The organism is Streptomyces sp. NPDC039430 (genome assembly GCF_055639435.1).
This window is the reverse complement of record NZ_JBVKAK010000004.1, coordinates 139,369-164,477: the sequence shown is the minus strand read 5'-3', so window position 1 is coordinate 164,477 and position 25,109 is coordinate 139,369. Positions and strand designations below refer to the sequence as shown.

The following is a 25,109-nucleotide window of genomic DNA, read 5'->3' as shown; positions in this document are numbered from 1 at the left end:
CCCGGGAGCGCGGACCACGCGCACGCCCGGGGCGACGTCAGTGGTCCTCGCCGTCGCCGAAGAGCAGATCGATAATGGTGCGGTGATTGGCCCGTACATGGGCCAGAGCGCGGGCGCGGGCCCGGTCGGGGTCCCCGGAGGCGATGGCCTCGTACAACGCGCGGTGCTCGGCGAGGAGTTCGGGCCACCGCTCGTTCTGACGGGTGAGCAGGCGCAGCCGTCCGCCGACCGGTTCCATCACGGAGATGAGCAGACTGTTGCCGGCCATGGCCAGTACCCGGTCGTGGAAACGGGTGTTGATGTCCGTGATCCGCTCGGCGTCCCGCGCGCGGGTGGCGGTCGCGGCCCGGTCGAGCAGTTCCTCCAGCTCCGCGAGGCTGTCACGGCTCGCGCGTTCCGCGGCGAGGCCGGCGGCGTAGACCTCCAGGGCCTCGCGGAGTTCGAAGAGTTCGTCGACGTCGGCCGGCGTGAGCCGGCGCACCACCGTACGGCGCGGGGTCTCGAACAGGACGAAACCCTCCGCGACCAGCGCGCGGATGGCCTCGCGCACCGGGACGCGGGAGACCGCGAAGCGCTCGGCGAGTTCGCGTTCGACCAGCCGGTCGCCGGGGCGCAGCCGTCCGGCGATGATGTCCTGCCGCAGCGCGGTCAGTACGCGTTCGCGTACGGCCCCCAGTGGTTCGACGGTGGTCATGGCCCCATAATCCCCGACCCCACGGGTGTTTTACCGGGCTGTAACGGCCGGGACACGGCCGGCGGCGTTCATGGCCGGACCATTACGAGGTGTTTGGTATACCAAACCCGCCGTTCGTCCCGCTGTCGCCTCAGGGAGGCCCCGTGTCCCTCACCGACCGTGCCGAAACCGCACGCACTCCCGCGTTCGTCCCGGACCCCCGGCTCACCAACGAGGATCTGGCCCCGGCCGGCGAACGGAAGTGGAAGGTCTTCGACCTCTTCGCCCTGTGGATGTCGGATGTCCACAACCTCGGCAACTACACCTTCGCCGCCGGGCTCCTGGTGCTCGGTATGAACGTCTGGCAGATCTTCACCTCGCTGCTGGTCGGCTTCGTCCTCATCTACCTCGGGATGAATCTGATGGGTCGCATCGGCCAGCGGCACGGCGTGCCGTTCCCCGTGGTCAGCCGCATCAGCTTCGGCATATGGGGAGCCAATGTGCCCGCCCTGATCCGCGCCGTGATCGCCATCATGTGGTACGGCATCCAGACCTATCTGGCCTCCGTCGCGGTCAATGTGATGCTGCTCGCGGCGGTACCGGATCTCGTCGCGTGGACCGAGCACTCCTTCCTGGGGCTCGACGCGCTGGGCTGGGTCTCGTTCCTCGCCCTCTGGATCGTCCAGGCGCTGATCATCAGCCGCGGCATGGAGTCGGTGCGTAGATTCCAGGACTTCTGCGGCCCGGCGATCTGGCTGGTGATGATCGTGCTCGCCGTCTGGATCCTCGCCGAGGCCGGCTGGACGATCCCGCTCACCTCCACGCCGAACCCCGTCTCCACCGGGGAGCAGTTCGGCCAGTGGTTCGGCGCGATCGGGCTGATCCTGGCGACCTACGGGACGCTCATGCTCAACTTCTGCGACTTCTCGCGCTTCGCCCCCGACTACCGCACCGTCAAGCGCGGCAACTTCTGGGGCCTGCCCATCAACTCGACGGCGTTCATCGTCGTCTCCGTCATCGTCACGGCCGGATCCATCGAGGTCTTCGGCGAGGCGATCACCGACCCCGCGCTGCTGGTCGCGAAGGCCGGCAACACCTGGGTGCTGGTGCTGGGCGCGCTCACCTTCGCCATCGCCACCATGGGCGTCAATATCGTCGCCAACTTCGTCTCACCCGCGTACGACCTGGCCAATGTCTGGCCACAGAAGATCACCTTCCGTATCGGCGGAATGATCAGCACCGTCGCCGCGCTGCTGGTCACGCCGTGGAACCTCTACTCCAACCCCCATGTCGTGAACTACTTCCTCGGCGGACTCGGTGCCTTTCTCGGGCCGCTGTTCGGTGTGATCATGATCGACTACTACTGGGTCAAGCGCGGCCGTATCGATGTCGGCCAGCTCTTCGACGCGCGGCCGGGGTCCCGCTACTACTACCGCGGGGGCTTCAACCCGAAGGCGCTCTGGGCCTTCCTGCCCTCGGCCGCGGGCGCCGGCGTCCTCGCGCTCGTGCCGTACTTCGGCGACATCGCGCCGTACTCCTGGTTCATCGGCACGGCCGCCGGCGCCGCCCTCTACTCCCTGCTCTGCCGGGCCGAACGTGCCCGGTCCCTCGCCGCGGGGCCGGCGGAGGGCTGACCGGCGTGCGGATCCTCGTCACCAACTGCAACACGACCCGGGCGATGACCGAGGAGATCGTGCGCGGTGCCCGGACGGCCGCAGGACCCGGCACCACGATCGCCGGGCTCACCCCCGCCTGGGGACCGGAATCCGCCGAGGGCTGGCTCGACAGCTATCTGTCGGCGGCGGCCGTCCTCGACGCGCTGCGCGGATACGAAGGCGAGCCGTACGACGCCGTCGTCATGGCCGGGTTCGGCGAGCACGGCCGTGAGGGCGCCCGCGAGCTCCTCGACGTGCCCGTCGTCGACATCACGGAAGCCGCCGCCCATCTGGCCTGTCTGCTCGGACGGCGGTACGGCGTCATCACCACACTCGACCGGTCCCGTGGCCAGATCGAGGACAGCCTGTACACGGCCGGGGTCGCCGCGCACTGCGCCGCCGTCGTCGGCACCGGCCTCGGCGTCCTCGATCTCGGCGACGACCGGCGCACCACCGAGGCGTTCCTCGCCGCCGCCGAGCGCGCCGGGGACGCGGGCGCCGAGGTGCTGGTGCTCGGCTGCGCGGGCATGACAGGGCTTCAGCGCACGCTGGGGGACCGGCTGGGGATGCCCGTCGTCGACGGCGTCGGCGCGGCCGTCAGACTGGCCGAATCGCTGGTGGCGCTGGGCCTGCGGACAAGCCGTACGGGAGGGTACGCCCGGCCCCGGCCGAAGCGCCGCACCTGGTCGGCGCCGGGTCCCGGGGCCGGGCGCACATCAGCTCGTTGAGCCGTTGAGCCGTTGAGCTGTTCGGCGGCGCGGGCGACGCGGGCGCCGCCCCGGCCGGTGATGATGGCGGGGGCGCCACCCCGTCCGTCCCCGGGTGTCCGGGGAACAGCCGTCCCGTGTGCTCCAGGAGCCCCGGGAAGCCTCAGGAACCCCGGAAGCCTCAGGAATAGGCCGCACGAAACCCGGGTTGGCACGGTCATCACTGGATCCGAGTCCATGCGGGAGACGACACGATGGTGAATCTGCGGGAATCCGTGGGCCGTTACGGGATCTGGAGCGCGGAACTCCGCTCCGAGGACGCCGCCCTGCGCGCGGAGATTCCCGAGGCCGCCGCCGAACTGGAGGAGCTCGGCTTCGGCGCCGTCTGGCTGGGCGGCAGCAGCGGTGTCGAGCACGCGGTACCCCTCATCGAGGCCACCTCCAGGCTCACCGTCGCCACCGGCATCCTCAGCATCTGGCAGTACGAGGCCGCCGAGACGGCCGCCCGCTTCCACAAGCTGGAATCCGCGCACCCGGGGCGGTTCCTGCTCGGGCTCGGCGCCAGCCACGCCAAGCTCGCCGCGCAGTACCGCCGCCCCTACTCGGCGATGGTCGGCTACCTCGACGCGCTGGACGCGGCGGGAGTGCCGGCCGGGCGGATCGTACTGGCCGCTCTCGGGCCGAAGATGCTCGAACTCTCCCGTGACCGCTCGGGCGGCGCGCACCCGTACCTCGTCACCCCCGAACACACCGCCCAGGCCCGTGAACTCCTCGGCTCCGGCCCGCTGCTGGCGCCCGAGCTGAAGGTCGTCCTGGACACCGATCCGGACACCGCCCGCGCCGCGGCACGCGGCTATCTCGCGATGTATCTCGGCCTGCCCAACTACACCAACAGCTTCCTGCGGCTGGGGTTCACCGAGGACGACTTCACCGGCGGCGGCAGCGACCGGCTGATCGACGCCGTCTACGCCTGGGGCGACGCGGCCCGGATCCGGGACCGTATCGACGCGTTCCACGCGGCCGGCGCCGATCATGTCGCCCTCCAGATCGTCACGGGTGACAGTTCGCCCGGCGCGCCGGGAGCCCTGCCGCGCGCCGAGTGGCGGCGGCTCGCCGAGGTCCTGTTCTGACGTAGGGAATCCGACGCGGCCGGACCGCCGGGGCCAACCCTCAGGCAGAGGGTGAGACGGGCGCGGTCCGGCCGGCAGGGGCTCGGGGCGGGCACGTCCGCTTCCCTGGCCGATGCGTGTACGTGGCCCTTCGCAGCGGGAGCGCCACCCCCCCCGGCGGCGGGTGCCGGTCTCATTGGCCGGTTGTCGCCATCCTCGGCGCCGGGGGTGTGAAGTCTGTCCCTTCGGATCAAGGTGAGGGAGACGGGCCGAACCCGGCCCGCGTGGACAGCGACCGCGCCTGCCGATCGGAGGGAACCCCCGTGCCCCGTACGGACGCTGTGCGAAGACTCCTGATTCCGCTGGCCGCGGTTCTCGCGATGGTGCTGCCGCCCACGAGCGCGGCAGCGCGCCCGGCGCCCGGAGCGGCCGCCGACCCGGACGCGCGGCCGCTGGACCGTACCGTCTGGCTGTGCAGGCCGGGTCTGGTGGACAACCCCTGCGGTCAGGATGCCGAGGGCATGCCCCAGTCGGCCGGCCCCGAGCTGGTCACCCGCTACCCGAGCGGTGGGACCCGGCTCCTGGACGCCACCCGGTTCGCGGCCGGCGCGAGCGGCAAGCGCGAGCCGTTCACCGTCACCGAGAAGCCGCCCGTGGACTGCTTCTACGCCTATCCGACGGTGGACCTGCTGCCCAATCCGCTGTTCCAGACCGGCAGCCGGCCGCCGGCGCCGCGGGACGCCCATCAAGCCGTGACGCTCATGCAGAGCGCCCGCTTCGCCGGACTGTGCCGGATGTTCGTCCCGGTCTACCGCCAGGTACCGCTGCCCGCCCTGCTCGCCGGGATCGTCGTGGGCTCGGGCGCCGGCCTGACTACGGCCACCATGGATATCCGGGACGCCTGGGACGACTACTGGACCCATGACAACCGCGACCCGGAGACCGGCGAGCGACGCGGGGTCGTCATCCTCGGCCACTCCCAGGGCACCGCCGTCGCCGCCGCGCTCATACGGGAACGGGTCGACGAACACCCGGGGGTACGGCGGCAACTGGTCGCCGCCGTGCTCCTCGGCGGGAACATCGAGGTGCCGGAGGGCCGGGACGCGGGCGGCGGATCCGACCCCGCGTCGACGTTCCAGCACATCCCCGTCTGCCGGCGTCCCGCCGGCGCTCCGCTGCCCACCGGCTGCGTGGTCTCGTACGCCGCCTACTCCCTGCCCCGGGGCTCCCTGCCCGCCGTGATCGGCAGAACGGCGAGCCCCGGTCACCGCGTGGTCTGCGTCAACCTGGCGGCGCTGCTGCGCGGCGAGGCCGCCGGCGCCCGCGTACCGCTCGATCTGTATCTGCCCACGCGGCGGCTGACCGGCGGCAACACGCCGCTGCAGAACGGACCTCTGGCGGTGCTCCTGAGCGGCTACCCGCTTCCGGATCTGCCCACGGGCTTCGCCCGTCACCCCGGCGCGCTCACGGGGGAGTGCACGCATGCCACCGACGGAACGGTCAGCGCCGACTGGCTCCAGGTCGGCGGGGACCTCTCGCACTTCCCCGCCTCCGCGCCGGCCGGGCTGACCGGTCTGCACGTCATGGACTACAACGTGGCCCAGGGGGACCTGACCGCCCTGGCGACGGCGCAGGCCCGCGCGTGGCTGGACAGCCGGACCTCATAAGGGGGCCAGGCCGGATCCCTACTCGATGACCAGCTCGACCGGGATGTTGCCCCGAGTGGCGTTGGAGTACGGGCAGACCTGGTGGGCCTGGTCGACGAGTTCCTGGCCCAGCGGGCCTTCGAGGTGCTCGGGCAGCTCGACGCGCAGGACGACGGAGAGCCCGAAGCCCGAGGCGACATCGCCGCCGATGCCGACCTCGGCCGTCACGGACGCGTCCTTGGTGTCATGACCGCCCGCGCGGCCGACCGCGCCCAGAGCGCTGGCGAAGCAGGCGGCGTAGCCGGCGGCGAAGAGCTGCTCGGGGTTGGTGCCCTTGCCGCTGCCGCCCATCTCGCGCGGCGGCGCCAGCTGGACGTCCAGCAGGCCGTCGGAGCTGACGGCCCGGCCGTCGCGGCCGTTCGCGGTGGCGATGGCGGTGTAGTGCGTCGTGGTCATCGGATCTCCTCAGGAGTGGTGCGGCATCACGAGTGGTGCGCCGTGGCCGGGGACCGGCCGGCGACGGGGGCGCCGGCCGATCCCCGCAGAAACAGTGTAGCGCAATTCAGTTGTGCGCAACCAAAGAGTACGATGGCTCCATGGATCGCTCAGCGGACACAGCCCTGGAAGGCGGGGCGGCACAACCCCTCCCGTCGGTACGCGGGGCGGCGGGCTCGGAGGAGCTGCTGCGCCTCGACCGTCAGGTGTGCTTCGCGCTGCACGCGGCCTCCCGCGCGTTCGACGCGCTCTACCGGCCGCTTCTGGGGGAGTTGGGCCTCACCTATCCGCAGTACCTCGCGATGCTCGCCCTCTGGGAGCACGACGTACTGACCGTCAAGGAACTGGGCCTCGCTCTCCGTCTCGACTCCGGGACCCTCTCCCCGCTGCTCAAGCGGCTGGAAGCGGCAGGGCTCGTGGTGCGTGAGCGCAGCCGCAGCGACGAACGCTCGGTCAGCGTCCGTCCGACCGCCTCGGGGGCCGCGCTCAAGCGGCGCGCCCGTGTGCTGCCCGAGACGGTTCTCGCCTCGACCGGCTTCGACGAGACCGAACTCACCGCGCTGCACCGGACGCTCGGCAGACTCACCGCGGCTCTGGACGGTGCCGCCGCGCGTCGTTCCTGAGGTTCGCCCGCACGGGGATGTGTGCGTACGGGTCCGGGTCCGGCCGAACGGCCGCTCCGCGAGGTGTGCCGCACGGAGGTGTGCCACAGAGTGGGGGCGGGGGGAGGGCGGGCCGAACCGAGAGGACGCGCGGACATGCTGGCAGTGGAGTACGCGGAGTACGGCGACCCGTCGGTTCTCGGGGTGGCCACCATGCCGGAACCGCACGCCGGTCCAGGGCAGGTGCGCATCGCCGTGTACGCCGCCGGGGTGAACCCTGTCGACTGGCGGACGCGGTCAGGGCAGCTCAGGGAACTGATGCCGCGGAAACTGCCCGCGATTCCCGGCAGGGAGGCGGCCGGTGTCGTCGACGAGGTCGGCGAGGGCGTGGACGCGGTCGCCCTGGGGGACGAGGTGTTCGGGCTCGGCACCGCGACCTCCGCGCAGTTCGCCGTCCTGGACCACTTCGCCCCGAAGCCCGCCTCGCTGGACTGGTCCCAGGCGGGCGGGCTCGCGTTCGGCGCGGAGACCGCGGCGCGCGCCCTGGAGCTCCTTGCCCCGTCCCCCGGACAGACGCTGCTCATCGACGGCGCCGCGGGCGGGGTGGGCAGCGCCGCCGTGCAGCTCGCGCTCGCCGACGGCGTCGCCGTCATCGGCACGGCGGGTGAGTCCAACCACGCGTATCTGCGCTCCCTCGGCGCCGAGCCCACCATCTACGGGCCGGGGCTGCCCGGGCGCGTGGCCGCCCTGGCCCCGAACGGGGTCGACGCCGCGCTCGACACCGCAGGCAAGGGAGGCCTGCCGGATCTGGTCGCGATCACCGGTTCCCCCGACAAGGTGGTGACCATCGCCGACCGCTCCGCCGCCGAGCACGGCGTACGGGTCACCACCACACCGTCGGCCTTCGACGCCCTGGCCAAGGCCGCGCGTCTCGCCGAAGAGGGAAAGTTCGGCGTCCGTATCGCCGCGGAGTTCACGCTCGCCGACGTGGCGAAGGCCCACGAGATCAGCCAGGGCGGGCACGCCATGGGCAAGGTCGTCCTGCGACTGACCGGGGTCTGAGACGAGGAAGGCGCGGGAGACGCGGGTGCGGTGCTCGGCCGGCCGCGAGGCACTGGCATGATCGGTGGCATGGCTGAACGCGTTATCGCCGCGTGTGACGGGGCGTCGAAAGGAAATCCCGGGCCCGCCGGCTGGGCCTGGGTCATCGCCGAGGGCGACGGGACCTCCGTACGGTGGGAGGCGGGCCCGTTGGGCACGGCGACCAACAACGTCGCGGAACTCACCGCGCTGGAGCGCTTGCTCACGGCCGTCGACCCCGGCGTTCCGCTGGAGATCCGGATGGACTCCCAGTACGCCATGAAGGCGGTCACGACCTGGCTGCCCGGCTGGAAGCGCAAGGGCTGGAAGACGTCCGCGGGCAAGCCCGTGGCCAATCAGGAACTGGTCGTCCGCATCGACGCGCTGCTCACGGGGCGCTCGGTGGAGTTCCGGTATGTGCCCGCGCACCAGGTGAACGGCGACCGGTTCAACGACTTCGCCGACCGGGCCGCCAGCCAGGCGGCGATCGCCCAGGAAGCCGCGGGCAGCGCGTACGACTCGCCGGAGCCGCCGGCCGCGCCCGACACCGTACGTTCCGGCGGCGGCCGTGGTCGCGCCTCGGGAGCGGGAGCGGGAGCGGGCTCGGGCGGTGCGGCGAAGGCGGCCCCGTCGCGGCAGCGCACCGGGGGAAGCTCGAAGAGGACGCTCAACGCCAAGTTCCCCGGCCGCTGCCGTTGCGGGCGCTCCTACGCCGCCGGTGAACCCATCGCCAAGAACCCCGACGGCTGGGGCCACCCGGCCTGCGCCACGGCGCCGGCACCCGCCCAGGCGTAGCCACGAGCGTCCAGGGCGCGCGGTCTCGGCGGGTGGCGTCGGTGACCGCACGACGTCCCGGAGAGCCGGCCGGGAGAACCGGCCGGCCGTCAGCGGCCCGCCGCGCCGAACAGCCGCCGTGCCAGGGGGTCCCCGTCCAGGAACGCCGCCAGTTCGGCGCGGTCCGGCGCGGTGGCGGGGCCGCGGCGCCCCACCGCGTACGCCGCCGCCGCGTTGGCGCCGCGCGCGGCCGTCAGCGGGTCGTGGCCCTGGCTGAGCAGGGCCAGGAACGCGCCGACGTGCGCGTCCCCCGCCCCGTTGCTGTCGACGGCGTCGACCGGGAACCCCGGCACATGCCGCGGCGCCTCACCGGGCGCCGCCAGCCAGCAGCCGTCCTTGTCGGCCCGTACGAGCACACCCGCGCCCGGTGCCAGCCGTTCCCGCAGCGCCGCGGCCGCCGTGCGCGGATCCTCGTGGCCGGTCATCAGCCGGGCTTCGCGGGCGTTGCCGCTGAGCCAGTCCGTACGGGCCAGCACCGGGGCGAGGACCGCCTCGGGGATGTCGGCCACCAGCGGCGCCGGGTCGAAACAGACCATGATGTCCGCGGGCAGCCCCGCCGCGAAGCGGGACAGCAGCGGGCCGTTGACCGGCATCACCAGCCCGTAGCCGGAGAGCTGCACCACATCGCCGGGGAGCAGCCGCGCCGCGACCGCCTCGACCTCCGTCCGCGTCAGTTCCGCGTCGACCCCGAAGCTGGTGACGAAGGTACGTTCGCCGCCGCCGTCGACCAGGGCCACGGTGAAACCGGTGTCGCCGTCGGTACGGGTGGGCAGCAGCGTTTCGATGTGTTCGGCGGCGAGCGCCTCGCGTACGAGATCGCCGTACGGCCCCGTGCCGTGCAGTCCGGCGAAGACCGCTTCCGTGCCGAGACGGCGGGCCGCGACCAGGGTGTTGAAACCGCCGCCCGCGGTCAGCTCCGTACGGGTGCCGATGACGTCGCCGCCGCGTTCCGGCAGTGCGGGAACATCGATCACCAGATCGGCGATGACATTCCCGGCGAGGATGAGACGGCCGTTCATCGTCCGGCCTCCTGGAGGGCGGGGGAGGCGGGCTCGTCCCCGGTGCCGCCCGCGGCGCCGGTACGGCGGCCGGACAGCGCGTACACCGCCGCGCCGACGGCCATCGAGATCGCCCAGCCCAGCCCGTTCACGCCGAACCAGGTGTCGGAGAGCGGGCCCGCGAACCAGACGTCGGTCTCGCTCGTGGACGCCTTGGTGAAGAGCAGACCGGCCACGATGGCGGCGGCCCAGCCGAGGACGGCGGGAAGGTGGAAGCCGCCCGCGTACCAGTACCGGCTGGTGCGGGTGGTGTCCATCAGCGCCTCGGAGTCGTACGTACGCCCGCGCACCGAGTCCACCGCGATCACCCCGATCCAGGCCGAGATGGGTACGGCCAGCAGGGTCAGGAAGGTGGAGAAGGGGCCGTAGAAGTCGTCGGCGATCAGCATGAAGTAGATCCCGCCGGCGAACATCAGCACCACATCGAGGGCGACGGCCACCGGGCGCGGCACCCGCAGTCCCAGGGTGATCATCGTCAGCCCGGCGGAGTAGGTGGAGAGATGGTTCGACATCAGCAGCCCGCCGAAGGCCGCGATCAGATAGGGGATCGCCATCCAGGAGGGCAGCATCGCGTTGATGGCGGCGACCGGGTCGGACGCCGTGGCGAGCGTCGGATCGCCCGCGGAGAGCAGTGAGCCGAGCGAGATCAGCAGCACGAGCGGGATGCCCGCGCCGAACGCCGAGGCCACGATCAGCCGCCTGCTCGGAATCTCACGGGGCAGATAACGGGCGTAATCCGCTCCCGCGTTGGCCCAGCCGATTCCGGTGCCCGCCGCGATGAAGCCGATGCCCGCGATCACACCGCTGGTCGGACCGGTCGGGGCGTCGAGGACCTTCGTCCAGTCGACCGTGGCGGCCAGGAAGCCCATCACGATCAGATTGAGGACGCCGAAGACGACCGTGGCCCACTTGTTGATCCACATGATGGTGGCGTGGCCGAGACCGCTGATCAGCAGCGTGCAGGCGATGAAGACCAGCAGGCAGACGAGGGTGAGCACGGTGTTCCGGCCCACTCCGAACGCGATGCCGAGCAGCGCGAGCAGCGCGTACGCCGCGGTGGTCGTCGTGATCGTCTCCCAGCCGACCCGGCTCAGCCAGGTGATCAGGGTCGGACCCGCGTTGCCCCGCTGTCCGAAGACCGCGCGGGAGAGGGTGAGCGCCGGTGCGCCGCCCTTCTTGCCCGCCAGGCTCAGGGCCCCCACCAGCGCGAAGGAGCCGAAGGAGCCGACGACGGCGACGAGCACCGCCTGCCAGATGTTCAGGCCGCGGAAGGCGACGAGGGTCGCGCCGAGCGGGAGCCCGAGGATGCTGATATTGGCGGCGAACCAGGTCCAGAACATCTGGCCGGCCTGGCCGTGCCGCTCGTTGTCGGGGACCGGTTCGATCCCTCGGGTCTCGATGGCGCCGACGCGATCGTTCGTCTTCGAAGCGGCCATGACGGAACCTCCTAGCAAGGTGCGAAGGGGTGGGTGGCGAAAGCGGAGGAGCGGTTCCCGCGGAGCCGGGGACCGGGAAACGGCGCGGCGCACAGAGTTTCCGGGGCGGCTCAGCGGAGGGCGAGCAGCCGGGCGGTCAGGGGTTCCAGGGCGAGGGAGTTGACGGTACGGAGCGTCCGGACGGCCTCGGCCGGCAGCGCCGAGAGCCCGGCGACCGACCCGGCGATCGCGCCCGCGATGGCGCCGATGGTGTCGCTGTCGCCTCCGAGGCCGGCGGCGAGCAGGGTGGCGCGCCACGGATCGCCGTCGGCCACGGAGAGTACCGCGAAGGCGGCGGGCACCGACTCCTGGCTGGCCACGCTGGTACCGATGAGCGCGCAGATCCGGTCCAGGGCCTCGGCCTCCGGGAGGCCCCGTACCAGCTCCCACGCCCACTCGATCCGGGAGGCGATATCGGCCCCGGCGATCCAGTGCCCGCGCCGCGCGCCCGCGCGGGCGGCGGCCACCGCGGCGGCGACGGCCTCCCCCAGTGTGCCCCCGCCGACCCCCGTGCTGACGGCGGCGGCGACGGCCGCCGCGCCCGCGATCCCGACGGTCGTGTCATGCGTGACCTGGCAGGACTCCACGACATGGTCGAGGAAGGATTCCAGCGGTTCGACGGTGAAGGCGATCCCGACCGGGGTGACGCGCATGGCGGCGCCGTTGGTCGTGCCGTACCTTCCCGCCTCGCGCGGCGGTACGCCACGGGCCACCGCGTCCAGAGCGGTCTTGGTCGACGGGCCGAGGAGATCGAAGGAGCCCTTGGCCTTCATCTCCTTCTCCCAGTCGAGCAGCTCATGGGCGAGGCGCAGCGGGTCGATCCGGCCGCGGCCCTCGTCGATCAGCCGGCCGACGATGACGGCCTGGTCGGTGTCGTCGGTGACGGAACCGGCGGGCATGCCCGCGCTGACCGGGTTGTCGGGGCGGGCGGCCTCGAAGCCGGTGAGGGTGCCGTAGACCCGTACGACGTCCTCCCGGGACATCACCTGCGTGGGCATGCCGAGAGCGTCGCCGAGGGCGAGTCCGTAGTACGCGCCGAGGGCGCGGTCGAGTCGGTCGGTCACAGTCGGTCTCCTCGGCCGGAGCGGACGTGCAGTTCGAATCTGGCGGGGTCCAGCAGGCTGGTGACCTGCTCGACTACCGAGCCGTCGGCGGCCCGGTAGACCTGGGCGAGCCGCAGGAAGGACTCACCGGGCGAGCGGTGCAGTACGGCGGCCTCCGCCGTGTCGAGCCCCCGGACCGACACCAGGCCCTCGCCCGAGTCGGTGATACGGCCCGCGGCGATCAGCGCCCGGTTGAGCGAGCCGCCGTCGAGTCCGCGCCGCGGCAGTCCGGAGAGGTCACCGGTGGCGGGGACCCTGCTGTGTTCGAGCGACACGCCCTGTCCGTCGGCGAGCCGTCTGACCCGGTCCAGGGCGATGAACGCGTCCGACGCGAGCCCCAGTTCCGCGGCCAGCTCCCGGTCGGTCACCTCCTCGAACCGGAGGGTCTCGGTCGTCAGCTCGGTGCCCTGCTCGGCGAGCGCCCGGGTCCAGCCGAGGCGGTTGTCCAGCGGCGTTCCGTCGAAGGTGACGAATGAACCGATCCCCGCGTGGGTGGAGATCAGCCCCTCTTCACCGAGGACCTGGAGCGCCTGCCGCAGGGTGGTGCGGCTGACGCCGAACCGCTGGGTGAGCTTGTGCTCCCCGGGCAGCCTGCTGCCGTCGGTGTGGACGCCGGCGCGGATCTCGTCGGCGAGAACGCGGGCGATGCGATGGTGCTTGTGTACCTGTCCAGGCATGTCTAGAAGGTAAGTGGACAGGTTCCCTCCGGTCTATAGCCCGCGGAGAATTTCTTTCGCGCCGCAGGGTGCCGGCCCGGACGCGGCGGGCGAAGCAAGGGTGAGCATTCGGCCACAGCCAAATCGCCCAGAAGTGATTTGGGTCACAGTCGAGCCCCGGAGGGGTGTGTCGGCCGGAAAGTGCCGTCCCTCGCGGGCGTGTGCGCGAAAGGGGGCTGTCCTGGCTCCCGGTGACGGATGTCACGGTGGGGCGTGATGAATGTCAGGAAATGGACGCTCTCGTTCCTCATTTCGATGTGACCTGCGTCATATGACCCGGGGTTCGGTCGGTGCTTACATCCGACCGCACGGTGTGGTGATCGGTCCGGCGAACACAGCCCGTGGGCCGTTCCCGCCGCCCTCCCCAACTCCCGACTCCCGTGCCCGGCAGCGCCGATGCCCAGTACAGCGCCGATGCTCAGAAGCCCAGGATTCCCGCCACCCAGGTCCGAGAGGGAGCGCGCGTGACCGATCCAGCCGAGCGCGGTGACACGGCACCGCTCGCCGTACGCGAGGCCGCCTGGTATCTGCCGGAGCCGGTCGTGCCGGTCGACGGACTGGCGGCATGGGACGAGACCGAACTCAGCACCCGCGGCAGCCTGGGGATCGACACCGTACGGGCGGACGACCGGGTGAGCGCGGTGGACCTCTGCGAACACGCCGCGCGCCGTGTGCTCGACCGCTCCGGGGTGGACGCCCGGGAGCTGGGGGCGCTGATCATGGTCGAATCCCGGGCACCGGAAACCCTGCTCAGCTCCGAGGCGACCCGGCTGCAGCATCTGCTCGGCGCCGGCGCGGCGACGACCCTCACGGTGGGCGGGCTCGGCTGCGTCTCGATCAGCGCCGCGCTGATCACCGCCCGCGGACTGCTCGCCGGGGACAGCGCCCTGGACAACGTACTGGTCGTCCACGGCAGCAAACCTGCCGCGGCGGTGCGTTACCGCCACCCGGTGACGGTCAACGGCGACGGCGGGCAGGCACTGCTGCTCTCCCGCCGCGGGCCCGTCAGGATCCTCGACATCGCACAGCGGACCAACGGCCATTACTGGGACCTCTTCAAGGTGAAGTACCGGGACCGGCCCACCGCGCAGTGGCGCGAGGAGTGCGGCGACCCGGCCACCTACTCCTTCCGGCTCGCCATGGAGACACGCGGCGCGCTCTCGGCGATGCTGCGCGAGGTCCTGGAACGCAACGGCCTGCGCCCGGCGGACATCCGCGGATATCTGAGCCACAACCTGTCCGCCGGCAGCTTCACCTTCACCGAGGAATCCCTCGGCATCGACATCCTGCCCGTCTGCCGGGAGAACCTCCGGCGCTACGGACACCTCGGCTCGAACGATGTCTTCCTGAACCTCTACACGGCCCTGGAGCGCAAGGAACTCGCCACGGGTGACCGCGTCGTACTGATCAATGCCAGTCCGGTAGCCGCCTGGAGTCTGCTGCTGGTCGAGATAGGACCACAGGAGGGTGTGGCGTGAACGGCATCACCGAAGAGGTCACGGAATTCCTGACCGCGGCGCTCCGCCGGCCGATCGGCCCGGACGACGACTACTTCGCCCTGGGCCTCGCGGACTCGCTCTTCGCGCTGGAACTGGTGACCTTCGTCGAGGAGCGCTTCTCGTTCACCGTGGAGGTGGAGGACCTCGACCTGGACAGCTTCCGCACGGCCACCCGCATCACGGAATTCGTGCTCCGCAAGACCGGGGCCGGCCGGCTGACGGAAACCCATGACCATGGTGCCTGACGCCGCCCCGCCCGGAGCCGGGCCGCCGGCCGACACCCTCATGCACGACGCGCCGACGACGGCCGGCCCGCCGGGAGAGGGACAACCGGCCGCCGCGGAGGCGTCGTTGGTACGCGCGGCGGCCGAACTCGCCGCCGGGGCACGGGGCCCGGCGGCCGACTGGGACCGTACCGGCGGACTGCCCGGCTCCGTACGCGAGGACATGGCCGCGGCGGGACTGCTCGGCGCCGACCTGCCCCGGAGGTACGGGGGAGCGGGCCTCGGCCCGGCGGCGCTCGGCGAGGTGGCCGCACACCTGGGAGGGGTGTGCAGCGCCCTGCGCGGACTGCTGACCGTCCAGGGCATGGTCGCGGCGGCGCTCGCGCGCTGGGGCACCCGCGAGCAGCGCGCCGACTGGCTGCCGAGGCTGGCGAGCGGTGAGCTGACCGCGGGCTTCGCGGCCACCGAACAGGCGGCCGGCAGCGCGCTCGGGGCCGTGGAGACCCGTATCGAGGACTCCGGCGACGGCGCGGACATCGAGGTCAGCGGCCGCAAGAGATGGATCACCTTCGGTGAGGTGGCCGATGTCTTCCTGGTGCTGGGAAAGAGCCGCGGCAAGCCCGCCACCGTGCTCGTCGAGGCCGATCGCACGGGCGTGAGCCGGGAGCCGGTGACCGGCCAGCTCGGTATGCGCGCCGCGCGGATCGCCCATGTGACCTTCGACGCGGTGCGGGTCCCCCGGAACCGTCTCGTCGCCCCGCCGGGGCTCGGGCTCTCCCATGTCGCGGCCACCGCGCTCGACCACGGCCGCTTCACGGTCGCCTGGGGATGCGTGGGCATGGCCGAGGCGTGTGTCGCCGATGCCGCCACCCATGCCGCCACCCGCACCCAGGGTGGTGTGCCGCTCGCCGACCACCAACTCGTCCGGTCCCTGCTGGCCCGCTGCGCGGTGGAGACCGCCGGCGCGCGTGAACTGGCCCGCCGCGCGGCGGAGTTCCGCGCGCCCGGTGCGGGCAGGGGCGTCACGGAGACCATCGTCGCCAAGTACGCGGCCGCCGCTGCCGCCGCCTCGGTCAGCCGCGACACCGTACAGATCCTCGGCTCGGCCGGCTGCGAGCCCGACAGCAGACCGGGACGCCACTTCCGGGACGCCAAGGTCATGGAGATCATCGAAGGAGCGCAGCACGTGTCCGAACTCCACATAGCCGATCGCCTTCTGCGTCAGTTCGGCGCTCCGCCCGCCTCCGGCACACGACAATCCGGGGAGCCGGTATGACGACGGACCAGGGCGCCCCGGAGCGGGCCCCGCTGACCGCTTCCGCCCCCGTCGTCAAGTGCCTGGTGTGGGACCTGGACGACACGCTGTGGGATGGGGTCGTACTGGAGAACGACGATCCGGAGCCGTTCCCCGAGGCGCTGGAGACCCTGAGCGCGCTGGACAAGCGGGGCATCCTGCACGCGGCCGCCAGCCGCAGCGAACACAGCGCCGTCACCCGCCATCTGACGGAACGCGGCCTGGACGACTGGTTCTGCGCGGTGCAGGTCGGCTGGGGTGCCAAGTCCGGCGCGCTGCGCCGTATCGCCGAGACCCTCAACATCGGTCTGGACACCCTCGCGTTCATCGACAACGACCCGGCGGAACGTGCCGAGGTCGAGGCGGCGCTGCCCATGGTCCGCTGCTATCCGGCCGACGAGGCCGGCCGGCTCCCGGACCGTGCCGAGTTCCAGCCGGCACAGGTCACCGAGGAGGCGTCCCGGCGACGCGCGCTCTACCGCACCGAGTGGCGGCGCCGGGAGGCCGAGGAGGAGTTCGGCGAGGACCGGCAGGCCTTCCTCGCCTCGCTCGACCTGGTCATGCGGCTGCGGCCGGCCACCGAGGACGACCTCTCCCGGGCCAGCGAACTGACCGTCAGGACCCATCAGCTCAATAGCACCGGTCTGACCTACGACGCGGACGAACTGCGGGCGCTCAGCGCCTCGCCCGACCATCAGGTGCGGGTCGCACGGCTCAGCGACCGGTTCGGCGACTACGGGATCATCGGCCTGGCCGTCACCGAACTCACCCCCGCGGACTCGATCCTGCGGCTGATGCTGATGTCCTGCCGGGTCGCCTCACGGGGAGTGGGCGGCGTCCTCCTCAACCATCTGGTCAAGGAGGCGCTGGGGGAGGGCCGCCGGCCCGTCGCGCACTTCGTCCCCACCGACGTCAACCGGAACATGCTGGTCACACTCCGGTTCGCGGGCTATCGGCCGGTCGCCACCGAAGAGGGCCACATGGTGCTCGCGGTCGATCAGGACCGCCCGGCTCCGGCGCACCACAGCCATACCCGTGTGATCACCGGCGTGGAGTGAGAAGGGGGAGACGGTGGTGCACAGCTACGCGCGCGACCGCGACGGAGCCGCCGGGCCCCGGGCCCAGGGCACGACCGCGACAGAGCAGGGGCCGACCGCGACCGGACACGACCAGGTCGTCGCGGAACAGGGGCTGACAACGACCGGACGGAGGTCGATCGTGGCCGAACACGGATCGATCCTGGCCGCCTTCCGGCGGCAAGCCGCCCGCTCGCCCGAGACGACCGCCCTCATCATCGGGGAAGCGGTCCTCACCTACCGCGAACTCGACCACGCCTCGGCCGGGCTCGCCCAGCTCCTGCGGCGGCGCGGCGCACGGCCGGGCCGGGTCATCTGCATCCGCGTCGAGCAGAGCGCCCTCGCCGTGATCGGGGTACTCGCCGCGCTCCGGACCGGCGCCGCCTGGGCCGCGCTCGAACCCGACCTGCCCGCCTCGCGCGTCCGGGCGCTGTTCCGCGACACCGACTGCGCGGTGGTGCTGAGCACCGGCGACGACCCGGCCATGACGGGCCTGGCGAACCCGCCGGAGCGGCTCGAAGCCGCCGGACTGCGGATACCCGACCTCATCGAGACGGGCGCGCGCGTCGCGGACGCGGACGAGGGATACCCGCCGGTCTCCGAGGACGCCCCCGCCTATCTCGTCTACACCTCGGGATCGACCGGGCTCCCCAAGGGGGTCATGGTCAGCCGTGCCCAGCTCGCCGCGTCCATCGGCTCCCGCGCCGGGGTCTACGGCACCGAACCCTCCACCTACCTGATGGCGATGCGGCTGTCGTTCGACGGCATGCTCGGCGGCATGTTCTGGTCGTTCCGCAACGGCCACACGCTGCTGCTGCCCGATCTGCGGCAGCTGAGGCAGGTACGGGAACTCGCCCGGCTGGCCGGCACACACCGGGCGACCCATCTCATCGTCGTCCCCTCCTACTACCGGGCGCTGCTGGACGAGAGCCGGCTGCTCCCCGATTCCCTGCGGCTGGTGGTGGTCGCGGGCGAGGTCTGTACGCCGGAGCTGGTGCGTACCCACCACGAGCGGCTGCCCGGCGTGCGACTGGCGAACGAGTACGGCCCCACCGAAACGATCATCTCCTGCACCGTGGAGCCCGACCCGGACGCCTCCCGGCCGCGGATCCCCATCGGCCGGCCCTGGCCGGGCGCCGAGGCATGGGTACTGGACGACCGGCTGCGCGAGGTACCGGCCGGAGTGGAGGGCGAGCTGTACATCGGTGGCGCGTTCGTGGCCCTCGGCTACGCCGGACAACCGGGCAGAACGGCCGAGCGGTTCCTCGCGGACCCGTTCGGGCGGCCGGGAGCGCGCCTGTACCGCACCGGTGATCTCGCCCTCGTCGACGAACGGGGAGCGCTGCACTACCACGGCAGAACCGATCTCCAGGTGAAGATCCGCGGCACGCGTATCGAACTCGGCGAGATCGAGAGCGTCCTGGAGCGCCATCCCGCCATAGGCCAGGCGGTGGTGGTCTGTGAACCGGCCGAGGACGACGAGCCGCGCCTGACGGCCTTCGTCACGCCCGCCGGGCCCCAGGTCACGCCGCCAGGAGGGATGGCACTGCGCCGGCACTGCCTCGGACATCTCGTGGAACAGGCCGTGCCCACCGTGTTCGTGCCGGTCGCGCGGATGCCGCTGAACAGCAGCGGCAAGGCCGACCGGGCGGCGCTGCTGCGCGACATCGTCCCGGCGGGCGGGCCCGACGGCGGCGCGCCGGCGGATCCGGCCGGCGACCGGCTCGGAGGCCCGACGGGCGAGGACTCCCCCTGGGAAGGATGGACCGGCCACCGGCGGACCGTCGGAGCCATCTGGGCGGCCGTACTCCGGCACCCCGACACCGGGCCCGACGACAACTTCTTCGCGGTCGGCGGCAGTTCGCTCAAGATCATCGATCTGCACGCCCGGCTGAATCAGCGGTGGCCCGGAGTGCTGCGCATGGGAGAGCTGTTCGACCTCATCACCATCTCCGCCCAGGCGGAGGCGATCACGAGCCGCGTGGGCACGGGCACGGACGCCGACGCGGACGCCCGGCGAGAAGACCTCACAACCCCGACCGCTTATGAGCTGTGAAGGCAGGGTGCTGCATGAACGGGATGGCGACATGAGCCGGACGGGCACGGCGTACGGGAGCGAGGCGGCGCGCGAGGACGCTGCGACGCGGGGCGACGGCGCGACGGCGGACGATCGTGCGACGCGGGCTCGACCGGCCGTCGCGGTCATCGGGATCGCCACGCGCTTTCCGCAGGCGGACAGCCTCGACGCGTTCCGGGCGAACCTGCGCGACGGCGTCGACTCGGTGCGCCCCATACCGGCCGAGCGGGTCGAATCCACCTGTCTGGACCCCTCCGCGGACTACCCGGAGCTGGGGTATCTCGACCGGATCGATCTCTTCGACCATGAGTACTTCGGTCTGTCGCGGCGCGAGGCGGAGGTCACCGACCCGCAGCACCGGATCGCCCTCGAACTCACCCACGAGGCCCTGCAGAACGCCGGATACGCCCCCTCGGGACTGCGCGACAGCCAGACCGCCGTGATCTTCAGCTCCCCGAGCAACGGCTACGCGCCGCTGGTCCGCGAGCACGGCACGCTGAGCATGATCGGCAACGTCCCCTGCATCCTGCCCGCCCGGATCTCCCACATCTTCGGGCTGACCGGGCCCTGTTACGGCGTCGACACCGGCTGCAACGGCTCGCTCGTCGCCGTACACCAGGCATGCCGGGAACTGCGCGACGGCGACGCGGAGTACGCGGTGGCCGGCGGAGTGAGCCTGCGTCATGTCGTCGCGCCCGCCGCGACCGTGGCGGCCTTCCCCGGCATCAGCTCGCCGACCGCCAGATCGCGGGCGTTCGACCACGCGGCGGACGGAGCGGGCGGCGGCGAGGGCGGCGCGGTCCTGCTGCTCACCACCCTGGAGCGGGCGCTGGCGGACGGCGCGTTCATCCACGCCGTGATCCGCGGCAGCGCCGTCGTGCACAACGGCCGGCACTCCGCCACCATCAGCACGCCGAGCGCCCGGTCCCAGGCGGAGGTCATCCGCAAGGCGTGGCGCAGCGCGGACCTGGACATCGGGACGGCCGGGTACGTCGAGGCACACGGCTCGGGCACCCGGCTCGGCGACGCCATCGAGGCGGAGGGGCTGGCGCTCGCCCGCCCCGGCGACCGGCGCGGCCTCGCGGTCGGTTCCGTGAAGACCAACCTCGGACACCTGGACCACGCGGCGGGCATCGCCGGGCTGGTCAAGACGATCCTCAGTGTCCGCCACGGTGAGCTGTACCCCTCGCTGCACTTCGAACGGGCGGCGGACGAGGTCGATCTCGACGGGGCCCGCCTCGACGTCGTGACCTCGCTCCGGCCCTGGCGGGACGAGGTGCGCCGGGCCGGTGTCAGCTCGTTCAGCCTCGGCGGCGTCAACGCGCACTGCGTGGTGGAGCAGGCGCCCCCGACGGCCGTACGGCGGAGTGCGGAGGACACCGGCGACGACGCGGCCGGCGGCACGGCCGGCGGACCGGGCGCCGACGCGGCGCGGCTGGTCGGCGTCTCCGCCCGTACGCCCGCCGAGCTCATCGCCCTGTGCGAACGGCTCTCGCTCGAACTGCGCCACAGCACACAGCCGTTGGCCGATGTCGCCAGAACGCTGAACGAGGGACGGGAGCATCACCCCTGCCGCGTCGGCGCGGTGGCCCGACGGACCACCGAACTGGCCGTCAGACTGGCCGCGGAGGCCACCTGGCAGCGGCTGGACACCCCGGCCACGGAAGCGTCCCCGCGGCCGGCCGGGACCGGGTCCCGGCCCGCCGCCGCGCCCCGCGTGGTGTTCCTGTTCTCCGGGGACGCCGGCCCCGTCCGGGCGCCGGAGGCGGGCCCGCTCCCCGGCCCGCTGCCCGCGCGGCTGCCCGTACCGGCCGACCGCGCCGCGATGGTGCGCGGCCAGCTCGCCGCGTACACCCGGCTCACCCGGGCCGGAGTGGCCCCCGACGGGCTGATGAGTTCCGGGATCTCCCGGTACACCGTCCGGCATCTTCAGAACACCCTGACGCCCGCCGACACCGCGACGCTGGAGCGGGCGACGAGCGGCCAGGACCCGGCCGTGGCCGGGAAGGCGCTCCGGCTGGAACAGCTACGGGCGGCGGCCGACGAACAGATCGCCGGCGGAACCGTCGTGTTCGTGGAACTGGCGGCCCGTGGTGAGCTGGGCGAGCGGCTGGCGGAGTATCTGCACGGCCGCGCCGGCGCCTCCGTCCTCACCCTGGACTCCGGCACGGACGGGGTGCTCGACGTGCTCGCGCACCTCTATGAGCTGGGGTGGGACCCCGACTGGTCGGCGCTCGCGGCGGCCTCCGGTGAGCACGGGGGCGGCGCCGGCCGCCGGGTCCCGCTGCCCGGCCACCGGCTCAGGGGCGTCCGCTGCTGGGCGCGGCCCGTGGGCGACATCATCTCCTTCGAGGGGTTCGGAGCCGCCGCGCCGGCGACCAGGCCCACCGAGGCGGCGCCGCCCCAGGCGCCCGCCACCGAGCCCGCCCGCGTCCCGGCGCCCGCCGACGTCCCCGGGCCGGGGCATGCCTCCGCGCCTGCCCGCGTTCCCGCGCCCAGGACCGTTCCGGCGCCGGTTCCGGCTCCTGTACCCGTCGCCCCTGAGGCCCCCGCACCCGCGCCCGTATCCGTTCCCGCCGCCCCCGTTCCCGCCGCTTCCGCGCCCGCCGCGCCCGCGCTTTCGTCCGGGCCCGGTCCGGGTGCGCCGTCCGGCCCGCAGACAGTCCTGAGCTGGCTCCGGGAATCCCTCACCGATCTGCTCCGCGCGGACGAAGTCCCGGCCGACGCGGACTACTTCGCCATCGGCGGGAACTCCGTCATCGGGCTCCAGCTCGTCCAGGGGATGGAGCGGCGTTACGGCGCCCACCTCAAGCTGGTCGACATCTACGACCATCCCATCGTCGGCGACCTCGCGGACGCCCTCTCGGCCCGGCTCCCGCGGATCTCGCCCGAAGAGGGGACACGGCCGGAGCCGTCGGCCGCGGCGCCCCCCGCCCGGGACGACGGCCACGGGCTGCCGCCGATCCTCCCCGGCGAGGAACTGGTGCTGTCGTACGGGCAGGAACGCATGTGGTTCCACCACCAGTTGGACCCGGCTACCACGCTCTACAACCTGCCGGGCGTCTCCCGGCACCGCGGCCCGCTGGTTCCCGACGCCGTACGGCTCGCCTGGGAGGATCTCGCCCAGCGGCACGAGACCCTGCGGTCCAACTTCGTCGAGGCAGACGGGCGGCCGCGGCTGGTGATCCGCCCGGAGCTGGGCGACTTCTTCCGGTACGAGGACGTCTCCGCCGACCCGGACCCCGAGGCCGCGGCGCGCGCGATCATCAGGACCGAGACCGGCTGGGTGTTCGACATCGCCCGTGATTCGCTGGTCCGGGTGACGCTGGTACGCGTCGCGCCCGACGAATATCTCTTCTGCTGGGCAATGCACCACGCGGTCAACGACGGCTGGGCGCCCCAGATCCAGATGAAGGAGTTCCTCGCGTTCTACACGGCCCGCCTGGAGGGCCGCGTACACCGGTTCGAACCGCTGCCCGTGCAGTACCGGGACTACGCGCGCTGGCAGCGGGAACTGCTGGAGGGCTCCCGGCTCGACGGCGAACTGGACTACTGGCGCGGGCGGTTGAGCAATCCCCCCGCGCTCGAACTGCCCACCGACCGGCCGCGTGCCACCCGCATGGACTTCGCCGGAGCGTCCCACGGGTTCACCCTCCCCGGCGAACTGGTCAACGGACTGAGGGCCGTGGGCGGCAGGGAGACCGCCACGCTCTTCATGGTGCTGCTCACCGGCCTCAAAGTGCTGCTCGCGCGCTGGTCCGGTCAGCGGGACATCGTGATCGGCACGCCGACCATCGGCCGCAGCCGCCCCGAACTGTGGGGTCTGCTGGGCTTCTTCAACAACACCATCGCCCTGCGCTCCGACCTCTCCGGTGATCCGACCTTCCGGGAGCTGCTGCGTCAGGTGCGCGGCGTGGTGCTGGGCGCGCTGGACCATCAGGAGATCCCGTTCGACAAGATCGTGCGCGAGGTCGCGCCGGAGCGCGATCCCAGCCGTAACCCGATCTTCGACGTGATGTACGTCCACCAGACGCTGCCGGCCGGCCTGGCGTTCGGCGAGGACCTGTTCGGTCCGGCCGGACATGAGGACACCGGTCCCTACTTCCCCGGACTGCCGAAGGGCACGGCCAAGTTCGACCTCACGGTGGTCGTCGCCGAGCGGGCGGGCGAGGAATCACTCGACGTGGTGATCGAGTACGCCACACAGCTCTTCGACGCCGGTACGGTCGAGGCCCTGTCGGCGTCGCTGACCGAGTTGCTGCGCGCCGTCGCGGCGGACGAGGACACCCCGTACGGGGAGATTCCCGTCCGGCCGGCCCCTGCCCGGCGGAGTGCCACGGCGCCGGCTGTCGCCGAGCCGCCGGCTGTCACCGAGCTGGCCGTCACCGAGCCGACGGCTGTCACCGAATCGGCCGTTACCGAGCCGGCCGTCATCGAGGCCGCCGCCCCGGATCTCCCGGTCCCGTCCGGCGTCCGCGGAGACCCGGTCAGCGTCTGCGTGGAGCTGCGTGGCGAGATGGACGGAGCGCGCCTGCGGACCGCGTTCCAGGAACTGGCCGAGCGGCACGCGGTGCTGCGCCCCCTGCGCGGTGACTTCTTCACCGCCGTCGACACCTCCGGCCGCGACGAACCGACGGCCGCCGCACGCGAACTCGCGCTGGCCGAAGGGCGGCGGTCCCTGGACCCGGTGGCGGGCCGCCCGCTGCGCGCGCTGCTCATCACCACGGGCCGCACCGAGCACATCCTTGTGGTGACCACCCACCCCACGGCCTACGACGGAGGGCAGCCCGGCGTGTTCTTCCGGGACCTGTTCGCCCTCTACGGCGCACGGTTGCGCGGACACGAGGCGCGCCTGCCCGCACTGCCCGAACTCCCGGTCCGGTACGCGGAGTACGGGCGCGGGCACGACCACGCGCCCGGTACGCTCGCGCCGGCGGACGGCCCGCTCAACGGCCGGCTCGGTCACTGGAAGCACACCCTTGCCGGGCTGCGCGCCTCCGGCCTGCCCGTCGACCGGCCGCGCCCCCTCGCCGGTACGGGCGCCTGCGCGGCCCACACCTTCCGGGTTCCGGAGGAACTCGCCGTCGAACTGAACCGGGCCGGGGCCCGGGAGGGGCTGCTCGCGGGCATCATCACGCTCCTCGCCCTGCGCTCCGAGACGGAAGAGGCGGTCATCGGACTCACCACGGCTCCGGGCCCCGCCCCCGGGGAGACGGAAGACGCCCGCGAGCGGCCCGGCACGGACGAACTGATCGGCCCGTTCGGGCGGACCCTGCCCCTGCGTATCGCGCTCGCCGACGACCCCTCCTACGACCGGCTCACCGAGCGGATCCGCCGGGTGGTCGCGGACGCCGAGAGCCACCGGGATGTGCCGCTCGCCGATATCGTCCGCGCGGCCGGCGTGCCCCGGGAGCCGGGGCGGGCGCCGCTCTTCGATGTCGTCTACGCCCACCACCGGCTGCCCGCGGCGCTCGGCTCCGCGGCCGGTGTCGAGGCCGGTGCGGTGCGATGGCCGGGGGAGGAGGCGGGACGTCTCACCCTGCCCACCGGTACCGCCGGCCACGATCTGGCCTGGTCCGTCGTCGAAGGCCCCGAGCCCGGCGCGTTGCAGGTGTCGGTGGAGTACCGCACCGAGATGTTCGACGCCTCGACGGTCACCGCCTTCGCCGACGACCTGGTCGCCCTCGTGCGCGCCGCCATCCGTGAGCCCGCCTCGCCACTGTCGCGCCTGTGGTTCAGCGCCACAGCGTCACTCGCCGACTGACATCCCGGACAGAGCCGAAGGA

Annotated in this window: 19 protein-coding genes; 13 read left to right on the top strand and 6 right to left on the bottom strand. The window is 72.5% G+C overall.

Annotation, left to right across the window (positions count from 1 at the left end; all coding sequences use genetic code 11):
* Positions 1-37 precede the first annotated feature (37 nt).
* Positions 38-694: a GntR family transcriptional regulator gene (locus ACZ7LS_RS12565; protein WP_382877791.1), complete on the bottom strand. Its 657-nt coding sequence runs from the start codon at positions 692-694 to the stop codon at positions 38-40.
* A gap of 143 nt (positions 695-837) precedes the next feature.
* On the opposite strand from ACZ7LS_RS12565, the gene ACZ7LS_RS12560 reads away from it, so the two are divergent.
* From ACZ7LS_RS12560 to ACZ7LS_RS12545, 4 genes are all read left to right on the top strand, one after another.
* A complete protein-coding gene (locus ACZ7LS_RS12560; protein WP_382968277.1) occupies positions 838-2,307 on the top strand; it encodes an NCS1 family nucleobase:cation symporter-1 in 1,470 nt (489 codons plus the stop codon).
* 5 nt (positions 2,308-2,312) lie between these two features.
* Complete coding sequence (locus tag ACZ7LS_RS12555) at positions 2,313-3,056, top strand: aspartate/glutamate racemase family protein (RefSeq protein ID WP_382519193.1); 744 nt, start codon at positions 2,313-2,315, stop codon at positions 3,054-3,056.
* Between the two features lie 233 nt (positions 3,057-3,289).
* Positions 3,290-4,165 (top strand): LLM class F420-dependent oxidoreductase, encoded by an 876-nt coding sequence (locus tag ACZ7LS_RS12550; RefSeq protein ID WP_382875233.1) that lies wholly within the window; start codon positions 3,290-3,292, stop codon positions 4,163-4,165.
* Between the two features lie 320 nt (positions 4,166-4,485).
* Positions 4,486-5,811, top strand: a complete 1,326-nt coding sequence (locus tag ACZ7LS_RS12545) for a DUF3089 domain-containing protein (RefSeq protein ID WP_385129600.1) — start codon at positions 4,486-4,488, stop codon at positions 5,809-5,811.
* Positions 5,812-5,829: 18 nt separating this feature from the next.
* Here ACZ7LS_RS12545 and ACZ7LS_RS12540 read toward each other — a convergent pair whose 3' ends face one another.
* Positions 5,830-6,246, bottom strand: coding sequence for an organic hydroperoxide resistance protein (locus ACZ7LS_RS12540; RefSeq protein WP_129766489.1), 417 nt, complete (start codon positions 6,244-6,246; stop codon positions 5,830-5,832).
* 140 nt (positions 6,247-6,386) lie between these two features.
* Between ACZ7LS_RS12540 and ACZ7LS_RS12535 the strand changes: the two genes are divergently transcribed.
* From ACZ7LS_RS12535 to ACZ7LS_RS12525, 3 genes are all read left to right on the top strand, one after another.
* Positions 6,387-6,908 carry a MarR family winged helix-turn-helix transcriptional regulator gene (locus tag ACZ7LS_RS12535; protein WP_382665389.1) on the top strand — a complete coding sequence of 174 codons (522 nt, stop codon included), beginning with the start codon at positions 6,387-6,389 and terminating at the stop codon, positions 6,906-6,908.
* Between the two features lie 135 nt (positions 6,909-7,043).
* The gene (locus ACZ7LS_RS12530; protein ID WP_382875229.1) at positions 7,044-7,949 is read left to right on the top strand and encodes an NADP-dependent oxidoreductase; all 906 of its coding nucleotides are present in this window, start codon (positions 7,044-7,046) and stop codon (positions 7,947-7,949) included.
* Between the two features lie 57 nt (positions 7,950-8,006).
* Positions 8,007-8,762, top strand: coding sequence for a ribonuclease H family protein (locus ACZ7LS_RS12525; protein ID WP_385129597.1), 756 nt, complete (start codon positions 8,007-8,009; stop codon positions 8,760-8,762).
* A gap of 89 nt (positions 8,763-8,851) precedes the next feature.
* Here ACZ7LS_RS12525 and ACZ7LS_RS12520 read toward each other — a convergent pair whose 3' ends face one another.
* The 4 genes from ACZ7LS_RS12520 to ACZ7LS_RS12505 form a co-directional block, all read right to left on the bottom strand.
* Positions 8,852-9,820 (bottom strand): PfkB family carbohydrate kinase, encoded by a 969-nt coding sequence (locus ACZ7LS_RS12520; protein ID WP_382665383.1) that lies wholly within the window; start codon positions 9,818-9,820, stop codon positions 8,852-8,854.
* Positions 9,817-11,295: a purine-cytosine permease family protein gene (locus tag ACZ7LS_RS12515; RefSeq protein WP_385129594.1), complete on the bottom strand. Its 1,479-nt coding sequence runs from the start codon at positions 11,293-11,295 to the stop codon at positions 9,817-9,819. The genes ACZ7LS_RS12520 and ACZ7LS_RS12515 overlap by 4 nt, the downstream gene beginning before the upstream one ends.
* A gap of 110 nt (positions 11,296-11,405) precedes the next feature.
* Complete coding sequence (locus ACZ7LS_RS12510) at positions 11,406-12,398, bottom strand: ADP-ribosylglycohydrolase family protein (RefSeq protein ID WP_382519208.1); 993 nt, start codon at positions 12,396-12,398, stop codon at positions 11,406-11,408.
* On the bottom strand, positions 12,395-13,114 hold the full coding sequence (locus ACZ7LS_RS12505) for a GntR family transcriptional regulator (RefSeq protein ID WP_382875221.1): 720 nt from the start codon (positions 13,112-13,114) through the stop codon (positions 12,395-12,397). Before ACZ7LS_RS12505 ends, ACZ7LS_RS12510 begins: the two co-directional genes overlap by 4 nt.
* A gap of 503 nt (positions 13,115-13,617) precedes the next feature.
* Here ACZ7LS_RS12505 and ACZ7LS_RS12500 point away from each other — a divergent pair.
* From ACZ7LS_RS12500 to ACZ7LS_RS12475, 6 genes are read left to right on the top strand one after another with little or no spacing between them, the layout of a single operon-like run.
* Positions 13,618-14,631, top strand: coding sequence for a 3-oxoacyl-ACP synthase III family protein (locus ACZ7LS_RS12500; protein WP_382968273.1), 1,014 nt, complete (start codon positions 13,618-13,620; stop codon positions 14,629-14,631).
* Positions 14,628-14,897 (top strand): acyl carrier protein, encoded by a 270-nt coding sequence (locus ACZ7LS_RS12495; RefSeq protein ID WP_385129592.1) that lies wholly within the window; start codon positions 14,628-14,630, stop codon positions 14,895-14,897. The genes ACZ7LS_RS12500 and ACZ7LS_RS12495 overlap by 4 nt, the downstream gene beginning before the upstream one ends.
* A complete protein-coding gene (locus ACZ7LS_RS12490) occupies positions 14,881-16,152 on the top strand; it encodes an acyl-CoA dehydrogenase family protein (protein WP_385129590.1) in 1,272 nt (423 codons plus the stop codon). Before ACZ7LS_RS12495 ends, ACZ7LS_RS12490 begins: the two co-directional genes overlap by 17 nt.
* Positions 16,149-17,228: an HAD-IIIC family phosphatase gene (locus tag ACZ7LS_RS12485; RefSeq protein WP_382519215.1), complete on the top strand. Its 1,080-nt coding sequence runs from the start codon at positions 16,149-16,151 to the stop codon at positions 17,226-17,228. Before ACZ7LS_RS12490 ends, ACZ7LS_RS12485 begins: the two co-directional genes overlap by 4 nt.
* Before the next feature lie 13 nt (positions 17,229-17,241).
* Positions 17,242-19,302: a non-ribosomal peptide synthetase gene (locus tag ACZ7LS_RS12480; protein WP_385129588.1), complete on the top strand. Its 2,061-nt coding sequence runs from the start codon at positions 17,242-17,244 to the stop codon at positions 19,300-19,302.
* 31 nt (positions 19,303-19,333) lie between these two features.
* Positions 19,334-25,087 carry a condensation domain-containing protein gene (locus ACZ7LS_RS12475; protein WP_385129586.1) on the top strand — a complete coding sequence of 1,918 codons (5,754 nt, stop codon included), beginning with the start codon at positions 19,334-19,336 and terminating at the stop codon, positions 25,085-25,087.
* Positions 25,088-25,109: the final 22 nt, after the last annotated feature.

Excerpts from the sequence above, each read along its gene's own strand:
- ACZ7LS_RS12550 (WP_382875233.1), top strand. The coding sequence starts at position 3,290 with ATGGTGAATCTGCGGGAATCCGTGGGCCGTTACGGGATCTGGAGCGCG.
- ACZ7LS_RS12515 (WP_385129594.1), bottom strand. The coding sequence starts at position 11,295 with ATGGCCGCTTCGAAGACGAACGATCGCGTCGGCGCCATCGAGACCCGA.
- ACZ7LS_RS12535 (WP_382665389.1), top strand. The coding sequence starts at position 6,387 with ATGGATCGCTCAGCGGACACAGCCCTGGAAGGCGGGGCGGCACAACCC.
- ACZ7LS_RS12505 (WP_382875221.1), bottom strand. The coding sequence starts at position 13,114 with ATGCCTGGACAGGTACACAAGCACCATCGCATCGCCCGCGTTCTCGCC.
- ACZ7LS_RS12540 (WP_129766489.1), bottom strand. The coding sequence starts at position 6,246 with ATGACCACGACGCACTACACCGCCATCGCCACCGCGAACGGCCGCGAC.
- ACZ7LS_RS12565 (WP_382877791.1), bottom strand. The coding sequence starts at position 694 with ATGACCACCGTCGAACCACTGGGGGCCGTACGCGAACGCGTACTGACC.
- ACZ7LS_RS12520 (WP_382665383.1), bottom strand. The coding sequence starts at position 9,820 with ATGAACGGCCGTCTCATCCTCGCCGGGAATGTCATCGCCGATCTGGTG.
- ACZ7LS_RS12485 (WP_382519215.1), top strand. The coding sequence starts at position 16,149 with ATGACGACGGACCAGGGCGCCCCGGAGCGGGCCCCGCTGACCGCTTCC.
- ACZ7LS_RS12490 (WP_385129590.1), top strand. The coding sequence starts at position 14,881 with ATGACCATGGTGCCTGACGCCGCCCCGCCCGGAGCCGGGCCGCCGGCC.
- ACZ7LS_RS12530 (WP_382875229.1), top strand. The coding sequence starts at position 7,044 with ATGCTGGCAGTGGAGTACGCGGAGTACGGCGACCCGTCGGTTCTCGGG.
- ACZ7LS_RS12475 (WP_385129586.1), top strand. The coding sequence starts at position 19,334 with ATGAGCCGGACGGGCACGGCGTACGGGAGCGAGGCGGCGCGCGAGGAC.
- ACZ7LS_RS12525 (WP_385129597.1), top strand. The coding sequence starts at position 8,007 with ATGATCGGTGGCATGGCTGAACGCGTTATCGCCGCGTGTGACGGGGCG.